Source organism: Pigmentiphaga sp. (genome assembly GCF_033795525.1).
Classification (GTDB): Bacteria; Pseudomonadota; Gammaproteobacteria; order Burkholderiales; family Burkholderiaceae_B; genus Pigmentiphaga.
In genome coordinates this window covers 827,764-841,277 of sequence record NZ_JARYGM010000001.1, presented here as the reverse complement: position 1 = coordinate 841,277, position 13,514 = coordinate 827,764, and the positions used below count along the sequence as shown (strand labels likewise).

Sequence of the window (13,514 nt, the reverse complement as noted above, 5' to 3'; positions counted from 1 at the left end):
CACGCGCGGCACAACAAAAGGCGTCGCAGGGCTCGAACGGGTCGAACCGCGCCTACACATTTGTAACAACGGGGTGGGGCCGGAATTGGCTGAGTATATAGAAAGTCGCCGTGTCCTGCCAATACGATTAATTACAATTTACACACTTTTCTGAGCTGTTCACGCCATGTCCGATACCAAATCGCCCGATTTCTCCGCAGTTTCTTCCTCAGGCAGGTCCGGGGCGGGAGAGACATATCCGGTTACGCCGGAGGTCGAGCGCGATCTGGCCGTGGTCCGGCGGGGCTGCGACGAACTGCTGGTCGAGGCCGAATTCGCCCGCAAGCTGGCGCGCAGCCGGGCCACCGGCGTGCCGCTGCGCATCAAGCTGGGGCTGGACCCGACGGCGCCGGACATCCACCTTGGCCACACCGTGGTGCTGAACAAGATGCGGCAGCTGCAGGAGCTGGGCCACACCGTCATCTTCCTGATCGGCGACTTTACCTCCATGATCGGCGATCCCAGCGGCCGCAACGCCACGCGGCCCCCGCTGACCCGGGAACAGATCGAGGCGAACGCGCAGACCTACTACGCCCAGGCCAGCCTGGTGCTGGACCCGGCCCGAACCGAGGTCCGCTACAACTCCGAATGGTGCGACCCGCTCGGCGCCCGCGGCATGATCCAGCTTGCGTCGCGCTACACCGTGGCCCGCATGCTGGAACGCGAGGACTTCACCAAGCGCTTCAAGAACGGCGTGCCGATCTCGGTCCATGAATTCCTGTACCCCCTTATGCAGGGCTACGACTCGGTGGCGCTGAAGGCCGACCTGGAGCTCGGCGGCACGGACCAGAAGTTCAACCTGCTGGTGGGGCGCGAGCTGCAGAAGGAATACGGCCAGGAGCCGCAGTGCATCTTGACCATGCCGCTGCTGGAGGGTACCGACGGCGTCGAGAAGATGTCCAAGTCCAAGAACAATTACATCGGCATTTCGGAAACGCCGGAGTCCATGTTCGGCAAGCTGATGTCGATTTCCGACACCTTGATGTGGCGCTACTATGAGCTGCTGTCCTTCAAGTCGCTGGACGAGATCGCCGGCCTGCGGCGCGAGGCCGAGGCGGGACGCAATCCGCGCGACATCAAGGTGATGCTGGCGCAGGAAATCGTTACACGTTTTCATTCCGCGGCCGCCGCCGACCAGGCCCTGGCCGATTTCGAAGCCCGCTTCAAGCAGAAGGCCGTTCCCGACCAGATGCCCGAGGTGTCGCTGGCGGGGGCGCCGCTGGGCATCCTGCAGGTGCTGCGCGAGGCGGGGCTGTGCGCCTCCGCCTCGGAAGCGCAGCGCAACGTCGAACAAGGCGGCGTGCGCATCGACACGGTAAAGATCGAGGACAAGGGGTTGAAGCTCGGCGCCGGCACCTACGTCGTACAAGTTGGTAAACGAAAGTTTGCGCGCGTCACGGTACGATGAGGGGCCGGAATCGCCTTTCGGGGCCCGCCGGGGCGGTCGCGCCTTGCGCCGGGCCGGCAGACCACGCCGTGCTGAACGATTTTTAGGAGTATCGCGATGAAGCTCAGGAGCAATTCCTTTCTGGATGGCCAACCCATCCCTGCGCGCTATGCCTTCGGCAAGATCGATCCCAAGACCCAGGTGACGCTGGCGGACAACGTCAACCCCCACCTGGCGTGGGAAGATGTACCGGCCGGCACGCAATCGTTCGCGGTCATCTGCCACGACTATGACGTGCCCAGCAAAGGCGACGACGTGAACCAGCTGGGCAAGCAGGTGCCCGCCGACCTGCCGCGCGTGGATTTTTTCCACTGGGTGCTGGTGGACCTGCCCGCCTCCAAGACCGAAATCGAGGAAGGCGAGTTCAGCAACGGCGTCACGCCGCGCGGCAAGGCGGGCCCCACCGCGCCGGGCGGTACGCGGCAGGGCGTCAACGACTACACCGGGTGGTTCGCCGCCGATCACGACATGAGCGGCGACTATTACGGTTACGACGGACCGTGCCCGCCATGGAACGATTCCATCGTCCACCACTACGTGTTCACGGTCTATGCCCTGGACGTGCCCAAGGTGGAGGTCGAAGGCCGGTTCAGCGGCGCCGACGTGCGCCGCGCCATCGACAAGCACGTGCTGGCGCAGGCAGCGCTCACGGGGACCTATACGCTGAACCCCGCGCTGGCGCCCAAGCAGATCGCCGCCGATGACTGAACTCTGGCTGATTCGTCACGGCGAGACCGAATGGAACAAGGCGCGCCGTGTACAAGGGACGCTGGATATCGGGCTGAACGCGCTCGGGCGCAAGCAGGCAGAGCGCGTCGCCGCGCGCTTCGTGCCCACGCGCGACCGGGTGCATGCCGTCTATAGCAGCGACCTCGCCAGGGCGCACGACACGGCCCGGCCCACGGCCGCCCGGCTGGGACTGGAAGTGCGGCTCGAACCGGGGCTGCGCGAGCGGCGATACGGCGTATTCGAGGGACTCAGTTTCGACGAGTTGGCTCAGCGTTTTCCCGAGGCCGCCGTCGCGGTACGGGAGCGGCATCCGGACTACGAACTGGACGGCGGCGAGTCGCTGCGCCAGTTCCACTTGCGCGTCGTGGCAACGCTGGGCCGCATTGCCGCCGCGCACGCCGGCCAGAGGGTGCTGGTATTCACGCACAGCGGCGTGCTGGATACGGCCTATCGCCATGCGCAGGGGCTCTCGTTGCGGGCCGAGCGCAAGCACTCGTTGCATAACGTCAGCATCAACCGCCTGGTGGTCGAAGAAACCGGCTGGCGGGTGGATGGGTGGGGCGACGTGGCTCACCTGGACGGGGCCCAGCACGACGCCTGGGAAGAACCGGCCGACGCGGCCTAGCGCGTCGCCGCGCGCTGTGGACCTGAAGCAGCTCGAGTATTTCGTACGCGTAGCCGAACTGGGCGGCTTCACCCGCGCATCCATCGCCCTGAATATCGCCCAGCCCGCATTGAGCCGCCAGGTACGCCAGCTCGAGATCGAGCTGGGACAAAGCTTGCTGAGACGCAACGGACGTGGCGTCGTTCCTACCGAAGCGGGCAAGGTGCTGCTCGAACACGGGCGCGGCATCCTGCACCAGATCGCGCGTACGCGCGAAGAACTGGGGCGGGTGCGCGGCGTGCTGGCGGGCCGCGTGGCCATCGGTTTGCCGCCCCGTTTCGCCAAGATGCTGACCGTGCCGTTGACCCGGGCCGTCAGGCAGCGGCTGCCCGAGGCTGCCTTGTCCATTTCCGAGAACCTGTCGACCAGCCTGCAGGAATCGCTGGTCAGCGGCCGCCTGGATATCGCGCTTCTGTACAACCCGGTGCCCTCGCCGGATGTCGATAGCGTCGTGTTGCTGGAAGAGGACTTCTACCTGGTTACTCGTCGCGGGCCGGGACCGGCCCGCAAATCGATCAGTGTTCGAGAGCTGGCCGACGAACCCCTGGTCATTCCGACGCGGCCCAACACCATACGCATGCTGGTTGAATCCGAGCTCGCGGACATCGGCCGCCATCCCACCATCGCCATGGAAATAGACGGCATCGCGGCCATCCTGGACCTGGTGGCCGAAGGCGTGGGCGCGGCGGTGCTGTCGGTCAACGCCGTGCGCACCTCGGGTCGCGACGAGGTGTTCCATGCGATTCCCATCGTCAAGCCCCGGTTGCGCAGCAAGCTGGCGCTGGCGGTCAGCGCACAGCGGCCGGCGACCCGTACCCAACAGGCGATGCAGCAAATCATCCGCGAACTGGTCCTGGGTCTGGATATGTAGGCCGCCGGGAGCGGTGCAGCCAGCCCAGCCCGGCCGAGGTGCCGCCAGGCGCGTCGCCTTGCCGTGGGTGGTATTCGCAGCCTATCCAGCCGTCGTAGCCGAGCGAGTCGATCACGTCGAACAGATAGGCGAAATTCACTTCGCCGCTATCGGGCTCGTGGCGGTCCGGCACGCCGGCAATCTGCAAGTGCCCCACGCGTCCCGTGGGAAGATGTTCGCGCAGTTTGGCCGCGAGGTCGCCCTCCACGATCTGGCAGTGGTAGAGGTCCATCTGGACCTTCAGGCAGGGCGAGCCGACCTCCTGGACGATCGCATGGGCTTGGTCCTGCCGGGTCAGGAAGAAGTCCGGGACATCGCGTGGATTGATGGGTTCGATCAGCACGGTGCGGCGGCCGTGCGCGGCAAGTCCGCAGGCCCAGGCCAGGTTTTCGACATAGGTGGCATGCAAGCGGCGGCGGTCTGCATCGGCAGGCATCCGGCCGGGCATGACGTGAAGGCGTGCGCAGCCGAGTGCCTCGGCATAGTCGAGTGCGCGTAGAAAGCCGTCGCGGAACTCGTGCCCGCGGCCAGGCAGGCAAGCGATTCCCCGCTCGGCCGGATCGGTACGGGGCGTGGCATTGAAGAACACCAGCTGGAGCCCATGGTCGCACAGCCGTGCCGCCAGTTCGGCAGCAGGATAGGCGTAGGGGAAAAAGAACTCCACCGCAGTAAAACCGTCCCGCGCCGCGCAGGCGAACCGGTCCAGGAACGGCCGGTCGGGATAGAGCATGGTGAGGTTGGCGGCAAAGCGGGGCATGGTCGTGGCTCGTGCCGCAGTCAGACCGGCGTCATGACGTGGCCGCTACGGAAATAGGCATCGAGGTTGTCGCAGACCAGCCGCTCCATATCTGCGCGTGATTCACGCGTAAAACCGGCGATGTGCGAGAGGACGACCACGTTGTCCATGTCCAGCATGGCTTCCGGTACGTGGGGTTCGTTTTCGAACACGTCCAGGCCCGCGCCGCCCAGCCGCCCTGCCTGCAGCGCGCGGACCAGCGCTGCTTCATCCACGATGCTGCCCCGCGCAATGTTGATCAGGATGCCGGCCGGGCCCAGGGCGTCCATGACCTCGGCATTGACCAAATGCCGTGTTTGCGGACCGCCCGGGCATGCCACGACGAGAAAGTCGGCCCATTTCGCCAGCTCCACCAGTGACGGTTCGTGCCGTTGGGGCGCGTTTTCCACCGGCCGGCGGCTGTGGTAGCGCACCGCCATGTCGAACCCCGCGGCCCGCCGCGCAACGGCTTGCCCGATGCCGCCGAATCCCAGCAAACCCATGTTCTTGCCGTGCACGCGCGTCATCAACGGCCGCTGGCCCGACTTCCAGCCGCCGGCACGCACGAAACGATCCGTGGTGGAAATGCCCCGGGCGACGTCGATGGCCAGGCCCATGGCAAGGTCGGCGACGCAGCCATCCAGGACCCGCGGCGTGTTGCTGACCTGCATGCCCAGGCGCTTGGCCGCTTCGACATCGATCTTGTCGTACCCCACGCCGAAGTTGGCGACGACCTTGGCGTTGGGAAGCGCCTCGAGGAGGGGCGCCCCGCAGGCGTCGCGCAAATGCACAGCGACGCCTTCGAAGCGGGCGCCGTGTTCGGCCAGGAAGGCCGCGGGCTCCGGTTGTTGCCAGAGCGGGGTGACATCGTAGTCGCGCGCCAGGCGGGCATCGACGGAAGGCGTAATGGGGCCGATCTGCAGGATGCGGTGTTTCATTGGTGGAAGTCCTTGTGGTCGGAGGGCGACGGGCGCGCCGTCAGGCACGATAGCTCATGTCTCGGCGGTCCAGCATCCGCAGCAGCGCGGGCCACTCGCGTTCGCCGTGCGGGGGATGGGTGCCGTCCAGGTTCGGCGTAGGCGCGCGGCGCAGTTGCTGGTAGGCGCGCTCTACGACGGTCGGGGAAGGCATGTGCAGGGCGCTGCCGGCCGACAGCGTCAGGAGTTGCGTCTGACAGGCCCGTTCGAGTCTATGCATGTTGACGAAAGCCTCGGCCACGGTTCGGCCTACGGCCAGCAAACCGTGGTTGCGCAGCACCATGACATCCTTGTCGCCCAGGTTGCCGGCCAGACGCTGCCGTTCGTCGACGTCGACCGCCACGCCCTCGAACTCGTGATAGCCAACCCCTGAAGCAAACCGCATCGCCGTCTGGTTCAGCGGCAGCAGTCCACATTCGAGCGCCGAGACCGCCATGCCGGCAGGGGTATGGGTATGCAGCACGCATGCCACATCCGGCCGCGCGCCGTGAATGGCGCTATGAATGACGTAGCCGGGCAGGTTGATTGTGTAATTGGTGTTCGGGTTGTGGATGATGTTGCCGTCGAGATCGACCTTGATCAGGCTCGAGGCAGTGATCTCTTCATACATCATGCCGAAGGGGTTGATGAGGAAATGCTCCTCCGCACCCGGGACGCGCGCCGAAATGTGGTTCAGGATCATGTCGCTCATGCCGAACAGATCGATCAGCCGGTAGCACGCCGCCAGGTCCGTCCGCACCTGCCGCTCGGCATCGGTGATGGAAGGGTGGAAGGCGGTGTTCGGCGTAGGTGGGAGTGCGGCGCTATTCATCTTGACTCTGTCCTCCATGGCGAGCTTCATTGCTTCTCGATGCGGGCTTCTTCGATGACGACCCGCCACTTGGCCGCATCTTTCAGGAATACGTTTTTAAGGGCTTCCGGGGTACTGGCGCGCGGTTCTATGCCCAGTGCGACGAATCGCTGCCGCACGTCCGGTGCCTCGAGCGCCTTGGAGATTTCGCGGTTGAGCTTCTGCACGACCAGGGCGGGGGTGCCAGCCGGGGCGACAATGCCGTTCCACGATTCGGACACGTATCGGGAAAGGGCCGGCCCGCCGCTCTCGGCGATGGTCGGCACTTCTGGCAGAAAGCTGATCCGCGCCGGAGCCGTTGTGGCGATGGCCCGCAGGGAACCGCCGCGGACCTGGCCCAGCGCTCCGGTCACGGTCTCCATGGCTACTTGCACATTGCGTCCGCGCAGCGCCGCGATCACATCGCCAGTGGATTTGAACGGCACGATGGGAACGTCGAGTCCTGCCATGGTCGCGAACAGACGCGCAGACAGATGCTGCGCGCTGCCCACGCTGATCGTACCGATGTTGAAGCGGGCAGGGTCGCGATGGGCGGCCTCTACCACGTCGGCGACGGTCTTGAGCGGACTGTCCTCGTCCGCGACCAGCAGGAAGTGGAAGGTCCCGATGGTGGAGATCATGGCGAAGTCTTCCACCGGATCGTAGGGCAGCGACTTGAAAAGATAGGGGCTGAAGGCGTTCTGGCCGCTGACCAGAAGCAGCGTATAGCCGTCCGGCGCGGCGCGGGCGACCATGGAGGCCGCGGTGATGCCCCCGGCGCCAGGCGCGTTTTCGACGATGACGCTCTGGCCCATGGACTCGGCCATTTTCTGTGCCAGGGTGCGCACGACTGTGTCGCCCAGGCCGCCGGGGCCGAAGCCCACGACGATCTTGACCGGTTTGTGGGGGAAGGACTGCGTCCAGGCACAAGGTGCGGCTAGAAGCACCGGGAGCGCGAGCAGCAGGGCGGCGAGGCGCGCGCGGCCGGGCAGGCATGAAGGGCGGTCCATGATGTCTCCTGATCGTCTGGCCTGATGGCCACGGTGCGGTGTCGTCCCGCTTGGAGGCATTGTGGCCGCCGGAGCCCGGCGGGCAATAGGCCCTTTGATGGAGATCTGTTATGCCGCTTTGATATGGGAAGGAGAAAACCGCCGCGCGTCAGGCGCCCGGGGGCTTACCGGGGAGAGGGGCGGTGATGTAGGTCCCCCGGCCGCTGGCGATCAGTGCTCCGTCCTGCGTGACCTGGGCTTCGCACGTGGAGAACTGCCGTCCGAATTTGATCACCCGTCCTTTGGCGACAAGGTCGCCGGGCTTGGCGAGACGGTGGTAGTCGACCCTCAGGTCGATGGTGGGAACGCCGTGGCCGATGCGGCAGACCAGGGCAAAGTCGGCGGCAAAATCGATCAGGGCAGCCAGTATGCCGCCGTGCGTCTGCATCAGCCGCGTGCTGGCCACCCATTCCTCGCGCCATTTGGCCCGGACTTCGATGCTGTCCTCGTCCAGGGCAAGGACTTCCAGTCCCAGCCAGTTCAGGTAGGGACCGCGCGCGATCAGATCCTGCATCTCAGGTAGTGTCATGCGCCTCTCCGTTTCAATGAGCCGGTTGGGTGCGGGTCAGGCGTCGACCGGGCGGGTCTGTTCGCTCAGTTCGCGGGCTCGGGTCTCGAGCGCCTTGCGGTCGATCTTGCCGACACCGTTCAGCGGCAGCGCCTCGACGAAGATCACCCGCCGCGGGTACTGGTAGGGCGGCGCGTTCTCCAGGGAATGGGCCTTGACTTCGTCTGCGGTGAGCGTCGATCCAGCGCGCTTGACGATGAAGGCGTAGGGAATGCGGTGCTTGATATCGTCGGGCACGGGCACGACGACCGCCTGGTCGATGTCGGGATGGCGTTCCAGCATCAGCTCGACTTCGCCAGGATAGATGTTGTGGCCGCTGGAGACGAACATGTCGTCGGCACGGCCTACGAAGTAGTACCAGCCTTCGGTATCGCGGCGCAGGACGTCCCCCGTGTCGAACCAGCCGTTCTTCATACGGCGGGCCATTTCCTCCGGGTTGTTGTAGTAGCCGTTCATCATGCCGGGTCCCTTGACGTAGAGCGTGCCGAAGTTGCCGTCACCACCGACCAGACGGAAACTGTTGCCGGGCACCGGCCAGCCTACGGAGTGGCGTGGGCGCGGCCTGCCTTCAGGGTGCGGGCCGAACAGCGCGGCACTCGTTTCCGTCGTACCGAAGATCGTGACGATCTCGGCGCGCGGGAACACGCGGGCGACCTCATCGATCAGCACGTCCGAAGCCGGTGCGCCGCCCATGGTGGCAAGCCGCACGAAAGAGTAATCCTGGCCCTCGATCAGGTCGCGTTGCTGCAGAATCATGGCGAAGATCGTCGGCACGCCTGACAGCACGGTCACGCGGTGGCGGGTGATGGCCTCGATGTAGCGGCGGGGCTCGAACTTGCGCATCAGTATCACGGCCGAGCCGCCTACCAGCACGCACTTGATCGAGTTCATCGCATGCTTGTGATAGAGCGGCGCGGCGACGATCATGCGGTCGGTAGGGCAGAAGTCGCGGTCGTGCGAGATAGTCTCGGCTACCCAGGTGTGGGCGCGGTGGGACAGCAGCACGCCCTTGGGCCGCCCGGTCGAGCCGGAGGTGTAGGGCTGGAAGGCGACGTCGTCGTAGGCGGGAGCATAGGGCTCGAATGGTCCGGCGTCCTTGAAGGCCTCGTAGGTCCGCTGGCCGTCTTCGTCGACGTCGACGCAGGGCACGTCCTCCGGTACGTTCGGTCGCAGCGTGTCGTCGCAGAACACCAGGCGCACCTGGGCGTCGCGCACCATCCATTCGACGGTGGCCTTGGGCTGCAGGATGCCTATCGGCACCGGAATGACCCCGGCCCGCATTGCGCCGAAGAATATTTCCAGGAATTCGAGCCGGTTCGAGCACAGGATGCCGATGCGCTCGCCCGGCGCGAGGCCGTACCTGAGCAACCCGCGAGCGATGGCGTCGCACGAGGCGTGGAAGGTGGGGTAGTCGACTTCGCGCGGATGGTCCGGATCCCAGAGGTCGATGACCGCGGGACGCAATTCGTTGCGGAATTCGCTGCCTATGCAGCCGAGGTTCTTGATGGGCGCGTTCATGGGTTGACGATCACCTTTCCGAAGATGCGGCGGCTCTCGAGCAGGCTGACACCTTCGGGTGCCTGCTCGAGCGGGAGAATGGTCTCGATGACCGGGGCCAGCCGGCCTGCGGCGACGTAGGACAGGCAGGCCTCGATGTCGCTCGGCAGATAGGCGCGCGAGCCGATGATGTCGATCTCGCGGTGCCAGACATAGCGGATGTCGATGGGGCAGAGATGGCCGGCGGTCGAGCCGCAAGTCAGGATGCGGCCGTTCACGGCCATGCAGCGCTGTGTAGGGATCCAGGTATCGCCACCGGTGAAATTGATGGCTACATCTACGCCTTTCTTGCCGGTGGCGGCCCAGACCGGCTTGGAAAAGTCGGGATGCTCGGCGTAGTTGACGATGTGGTCGGCGCCGAGGTCGCGCAGTTTGCGGCCCTTTTCCTCGCTGCTGGTGCAGGCGATGACTTCGGCACCGGCCATCTTGGCGAACTGCACGCAGGAGACGCCAACCCCGCCGCTTGCGCCCAGCACCAATACTTTTTCTCCCGCCTGGATCCGGCCGCGCGTGAACAGCATGCGATGCGAAGTGCCGTAGGCGATCGGGAGGGCGGCGGCCTCATTGAAGTCCACTCCTTCGGGAATCTCGATCAGCTGGCGCTGGTCCACCGCGATGTACTCGCACAGCCCGCCATTGCCGTGCTCGCCCAGCACGCCACCTTCGGGAAAGCGCGGGAACAACGCCACGCGTTTGCCGACCCAGTGTCGGGGTACGCCTTCACCCACGTCGGTCACGATGCCGGCGATGTCGCCGCCGGGAATGCGCGGCATGGTCGTGTGCAGATCGGGCATGCCATGCAGCACGAACACGTCCATGTAGTTCAGGCCACACGCCTTGATCTGCACCAGCGCCTGGCCCGTCGCGGGGCGCGGCGCCGGCCATCGCTCCAGCTTCAACTGCTCCGGGCCGCCGTGTTCGTTGAGCGCGATCACTCTCATCGTCGTAGTCATAGATTCCTTGCGTAGTAGGGCCTGCCGCATGCGCGCCATGCGGCGCACCGGGAGGCGGGACGTTGCGTACCGGCATTGCGTCCGATACGCGAATGGCGAAGGAATCGTAAGAGTCGACTTTGATCAATACAAATTACTAGTTTTGGTGGATTGTTCGCCGTTGACGATAGATCGTGCGTAGCACCCCGGCGCAAGAGGCCGGCGGCCATCTATCGGCAAAAGTGAAGAATGGACAAAAACGAATTGTTTGTGCTGATGAAAGCCTCGAACTTAGGATGCCCTTGCCTGTCCGGCGTGCCGCCTCGATGCGGAACCAGCGGGCACTGCCGGTGCCTTGCGGCACACGGTCCCTTGTTCATCCAATCAGACAGGGAGTATCCATGTCGGCCGATTCCTCCGCCGAAAGCTGGTACGAGGCCGTTGTTCGAGCCCTCAAGGCCAATGACGTCAAGCTGGTGACCTATGTGCCGGACAACGTACTGGCACCCTTGATCCGGCTGGTCCACGACGATCCGTATTTCACCGTGGTCTGTCCCGCTCGCGAAGAAGAGGCCGTGGGTATTGCGGCCGGCGCGTACATGGGAGGCATGCGCGGCATTGTCCTGATGCAGACCAGCGGCTTCGCCACTTTGCCCAACGTACTGGCCTCCCTGCTGAGCCCGTACCGCATTCCGGTACCGATGATGATTTCCGAGCGCGGCGCAATGGGCGACTTTCAGCTCGGTCAGGTCATGGTCTGCCGCACGATGCGGCCGGTGCTGACGGCGCTGGGTATTCCTCACTTTGCCATCGAGCGGCGCGATGACGTGGAGTTCGTCGTGGGCAGCATGATCAGCCAGGCCTACGCCACCCAGGAGCCGGCCGCGATGATCTTGTCGCCGCTGTTGACCAAGAAGCCCCCTACGCCCGCGGCTGCGGCGGCACGTTGATGGAGACGCGCATGAAGAACAGCGAACTGAGGGCGATTTCCCGTAACAGCGCGAAGGTCATGAATCGTGCTGACCTGACGCGCCGCCTGGTAGCCAGGCTGGAACGGGAAGAGGCCGTTGTCGGCGGCATAGGCAATAGCAATTTCGATTTGTGGGCCAGCGGGCAACGGCCCCAGAACTTCTACATGCTCGGCAGCATGGGGCTGGCGGTACCTATCGCCCTGGGGGTGGCCATGGCTCAGCCGGAGCGCAGGGTCTTCGCCTTGGAGGGCGATGGTTCGTTGCTGATGGAGCTGGGTTCGCTGGGAACGGCGGCTGCGCTCGCCCCGCGCAACCTGGCGATCGTCGTCTGGGACAACGGCATCTACCAGATCACGGGATCGCAGAAGACGCTGACCTCCTCGTCGGTGGACCTGGTCGGAATGGCGCGTGCCGCAGGGCTGGAACGCTCTTCCTGGGCGTTGGACGAAGCCCATTTCGAAGCTTTGGTCGCAGAGGCGATCAGCGGGGACGGTCCGTGGCTCATCGGCGCACGTATTGACGCTGAAAAGCCCGCCGGCACGACCGAACGCGATCCGGCCAAGATACGCCTGCGTTTCATGCAGGGTCTGGGCGTGGTGGCCTGAGGAGCGAGACCATGTCCAGACTGTTGATCAATGGCCGCTGGGTGGATGGAGAGTCCACCGAGCAACTTACCGACAAATACGAAGGCCGCGCATACGGCACGATGGCGGTGGCTTCGGCCGCCCAGGTCAACGAGGCAGTGGGTGCCGCCCAGCGCGCCGTCGAGACCGTGCGCATGGAGCCCTATGCACGCTATCAGGCCTTGACCGGCGCGGCCCGGATCATCGAAAGCCGAATGCGGCAGTTCATCGACCTGTTGCGCGACGAGGCCGGTTTTACCCGCGCCGACAGCGAGAACGAGGTGCGGCGCTGCGCCCAGACGTTGGAGTTGTCTGGCGAAGAGGCCAAGCGGCTGGTGGGAGACTTGATTCCCATGGAAGCCGGTCGGGGCGTCAAGGATCGGCTGGGGTTCACCGTGCGCGTGCCGCGCGGGGTGATCTGCGCCATCACGCCTTTCAATTCGCCGCTCAACACCCTGGCGCACAAAGTCGGGCCGGCGCTGGCCGGCGGCAACGCGGTGGTCATCAAACCGTCGACCTTCACACCGCTATCTGCGGTGGAGTTGTGCAAGGCGCTGATCGACGCCGGCGTACCTCCGGAGCTGCTGACCTTGCTGCACGGGCCAGGTGGATCGCTGGGGCGGCAATTGCTGGCCGACCCGCGCATTGCGTACTACGCCTTTACCGGCAGCACCCAGGTGGGGCGCGAGATCCAGCAGGCCGTCGGCTTGCGCGGCACGCAGCTCGAATTGGGCAGCATCGCCAGCACCATCGTGTGCCACGACGCCGATATCGGGAGGGCGGTTCCCAAGATCATCAACGCCGGCTTTCGCAAGGCAGGTCAGGTCTGCACCTCTGTGCAGCGGCTGTTTGTTGACCGGCGTATCGCTCCGGATTTCGTGCCGCGGCTGGTGGCAGCCGCGCGCGCCACGCCGGCCGGCGATCCGGCCGATCCCCGCACCGTGATCGGTCCCATGATCAGCGAACACCACGCCCGGCGGGCGGCCTCATGGGTGGACGAGGCCGTAAGTCAAGGCGCGCGCTTGCTGACCGGCGGCACCCGGCGCGGACGCGTGTTCGAGCCGACGATCCTGCGCGACGTGCGCCGCGACATGCGCGTCGTATGCGAGGAGATCTTCGCGCCGGTGCTGTCCATCATCGAGTTCGACGACATCGCCGAGGCGGTGGCCGGCGCCAATGCCAGCGATTTCGGCCTGGCGGCAGGACTGTTTACCGCCGACCTGCGGACGGCGCTGCGCACGGCGCTGGCCTTGCGTTTCGGCGGCGTGCACATCAACGAGGCGTCCAGTGCACGGGTAGACGCCATGCCGTTCGGTGGCGTCAAGGACAGCGGCCACGGTCGAGAAGGGCCGGCCTACGCGGTCCGGGAAATGACCGAGGAGCGGCTGATCACCATTGCCTACTAGCCGGTTTGCGGGTCCGGCTTCGATTCAAACTGAATGGG

14 protein-coding genes are annotated in these 13,514 nt (G+C 65.3%); 7 read left to right on the top strand and 7 right to left on the bottom strand.

The features are described from left to right. Positions 1–166: 166 nt before the first annotated feature. The 4 genes from tyrS to QHC78_RS03990 all read left to right on the top strand — a co-directional run bounded on the left by tyrS (position 167) and on the right by QHC78_RS03990 (position 3,750). The gene (tyrS, locus tag QHC78_RS04005) at positions 167–1,447 is read left to right on the top strand and encodes a tyrosine--tRNA ligase (RefSeq protein ID WP_319742566.1); all 1,281 of its coding nucleotides are present in this window, start codon (positions 167–169) and stop codon (positions 1,445–1,447) included. Positions 1,448–1,543: 96 nt separating this feature from the next. Next, positions 1,544–2,194: a YbhB/YbcL family Raf kinase inhibitor-like protein gene (locus tag QHC78_RS04000; RefSeq protein WP_319742565.1), complete on the top strand. Its 651-nt coding sequence runs from the start codon at positions 1,544–1,546 to the stop codon at positions 2,192–2,194. Further along, entirely contained in the window at positions 2,187–2,840 is a 654-nt protein-coding gene (locus QHC78_RS03995) for a histidine phosphatase family protein (RefSeq protein WP_319742564.1), read from the top strand. Before QHC78_RS04000 ends, QHC78_RS03995 begins: the two co-directional genes overlap by 8 nt. Positions 2,841–2,856: 16 nt before the next feature. After that, on the top strand, positions 2,857–3,750 hold the full coding sequence (locus QHC78_RS03990) for a LysR substrate-binding domain-containing protein (RefSeq protein WP_319742563.1): 894 nt from the start codon (positions 2,857–2,859) through the stop codon (positions 3,748–3,750). Here QHC78_RS03990 and otnI read toward each other — a convergent pair. The 7 genes from otnI to QHC78_RS03955 form a co-directional block, all read right to left on the bottom strand. After that, entirely contained in the window at positions 3,716–4,546 is an 831-nt protein-coding gene (otnI, locus tag QHC78_RS03985; protein WP_319742562.1) for a 2-oxo-tetronate isomerase, read from the bottom strand. The two genes, QHC78_RS03990 and otnI, sit on opposite strands and share 35 nt — an antisense overlap. 20 nt (positions 4,547–4,566) lie before the next feature. Continuing rightward, positions 4,567–5,502 carry a 2-hydroxyacid dehydrogenase gene (locus tag QHC78_RS03980; protein WP_319742561.1) on the bottom strand — a complete coding sequence of 312 codons (936 nt, stop codon included), beginning with the start codon at positions 5,500–5,502 and terminating at the stop codon, positions 4,567–4,569. 40 nt (positions 5,503–5,542) lie between these two features. After that, a complete protein-coding gene (locus QHC78_RS03975; protein ID WP_319742560.1) occupies positions 5,543–6,382 on the bottom strand; it encodes a class II aldolase/adducin family protein in 840 nt (279 codons plus the stop codon). Continuing rightward, positions 6,379–7,380, bottom strand: a complete 1,002-nt coding sequence (locus QHC78_RS03970; RefSeq protein WP_319742559.1) for a Bug family tripartite tricarboxylate transporter substrate binding protein — start codon at positions 7,378–7,380, stop codon at positions 6,379–6,381. Before QHC78_RS03970 ends, QHC78_RS03975 begins: the two co-directional genes overlap by 4 nt. Before the next feature lie 148 nt (positions 7,381–7,528). After that, the gene (locus QHC78_RS03965) at positions 7,529–7,948 is read right to left on the bottom strand and encodes a PaaI family thioesterase (RefSeq protein ID WP_319742558.1); all 420 of its coding nucleotides are present in this window, start codon (positions 7,946–7,948) and stop codon (positions 7,529–7,531) included. 36 nt (positions 7,949–7,984) lie between these two features. After that, on the bottom strand, positions 7,985–9,505 hold the full coding sequence (locus QHC78_RS03960) for a class I adenylate-forming enzyme family protein (RefSeq protein WP_319742557.1): 1,521 nt from the start codon (positions 9,503–9,505) through the stop codon (positions 7,985–7,987). Continuing rightward, positions 9,502–10,497 (bottom strand): quinone oxidoreductase family protein, encoded by a 996-nt coding sequence (locus QHC78_RS03955; protein WP_319742556.1) that lies wholly within the window; start codon positions 10,495–10,497, stop codon positions 9,502–9,504. The genes QHC78_RS03960 and QHC78_RS03955 overlap by 4 nt, the downstream gene beginning before the upstream one ends. A 380-nt stretch (positions 10,498–10,877) precedes the next feature. On the opposite strand from QHC78_RS03955, the gene QHC78_RS03950 reads away from it, so the two are divergent. The 3 genes from QHC78_RS03950 to QHC78_RS03940 are packed head-to-tail and all read left to right on the top strand — an operon-like array spanning position 10,878 to position 13,476. After that, positions 10,878–11,426, top strand: a complete 549-nt coding sequence (locus QHC78_RS03950; protein ID WP_319742555.1) for a thiamine pyrophosphate-binding protein — start codon at positions 10,878–10,880, stop codon at positions 11,424–11,426. A gap of 11 nt (positions 11,427–11,437) precedes the next feature. Then, positions 11,438–12,052 carry a thiamine pyrophosphate-dependent enzyme gene (locus tag QHC78_RS03945; protein ID WP_319742554.1) on the top strand — a complete coding sequence of 205 codons (615 nt, stop codon included), beginning with the start codon at positions 11,438–11,440 and terminating at the stop codon, positions 12,050–12,052. Between the two features lie 11 nt (positions 12,053–12,063). Beyond that, positions 12,064–13,476 carry an aldehyde dehydrogenase family protein gene (locus QHC78_RS03940; RefSeq protein WP_319742553.1) on the top strand — a complete coding sequence of 471 codons (1,413 nt, stop codon included), beginning with the start codon at positions 12,064–12,066 and terminating at the stop codon, positions 13,474–13,476. Positions 13,477–13,514: the final 38 nt, after the last annotated feature.

Excerpts from the sequence above, each read along its gene's own strand:
- QHC78_RS04000 (WP_319742565.1), top strand. The coding sequence starts at position 1,544 with ATGAAGCTCAGGAGCAATTCCTTTCTGGATGGCCAACCCATCCCTGCG.
- QHC78_RS03945 (WP_319742554.1), top strand. The coding sequence starts at position 11,438 with ATGAAGAACAGCGAACTGAGGGCGATTTCCCGTAACAGCGCGAAGGTC.
- QHC78_RS03940 (WP_319742553.1), top strand. The coding sequence starts at position 12,064 with ATGTCCAGACTGTTGATCAATGGCCGCTGGGTGGATGGAGAGTCCACC.
- QHC78_RS03965 (WP_319742558.1), bottom strand. The coding sequence starts at position 7,948 with ATGACACTACCTGAGATGCAGGATCTGATCGCGCGCGGTCCCTACCTG.
- QHC78_RS03980 (WP_319742561.1), bottom strand. The coding sequence starts at position 5,502 with ATGAAACACCGCATCCTGCAGATCGGCCCCATTACGCCTTCCGTCGAT.
- QHC78_RS03960 (WP_319742557.1), bottom strand. The coding sequence starts at position 9,505 with ATGAACGCGCCCATCAAGAACCTCGGCTGCATAGGCAGCGAATTCCGC.
- QHC78_RS03955 (WP_319742556.1), bottom strand. The coding sequence starts at position 10,497 with ATGACTACGACGATGAGAGTGATCGCGCTCAACGAACACGGCGGCCCG.
- QHC78_RS03950 (WP_319742555.1), top strand. The coding sequence starts at position 10,878 with ATGTCGGCCGATTCCTCCGCCGAAAGCTGGTACGAGGCCGTTGTTCGA.
- QHC78_RS03970 (WP_319742559.1), bottom strand. The coding sequence starts at position 7,380 with ATGGACCGCCCTTCATGCCTGCCCGGCCGCGCGCGCCTCGCCGCCCTG.
- otnI (WP_319742562.1), bottom strand. The coding sequence starts at position 4,546 with ATGCCCCGCTTTGCCGCCAACCTCACCATGCTCTATCCCGACCGGCCG.
- QHC78_RS03995 (WP_319742564.1), top strand. The coding sequence starts at position 2,187 with ATGACTGAACTCTGGCTGATTCGTCACGGCGAGACCGAATGGAACAAG.
- QHC78_RS03975 (WP_319742560.1), bottom strand. The coding sequence starts at position 6,382 with ATGAAGCTCGCCATGGAGGACAGAGTCAAGATGAATAGCGCCGCACTC.
- tyrS (WP_319742566.1), top strand. The coding sequence starts at position 167 with ATGTCCGATACCAAATCGCCCGATTTCTCCGCAGTTTCTTCCTCAGGC.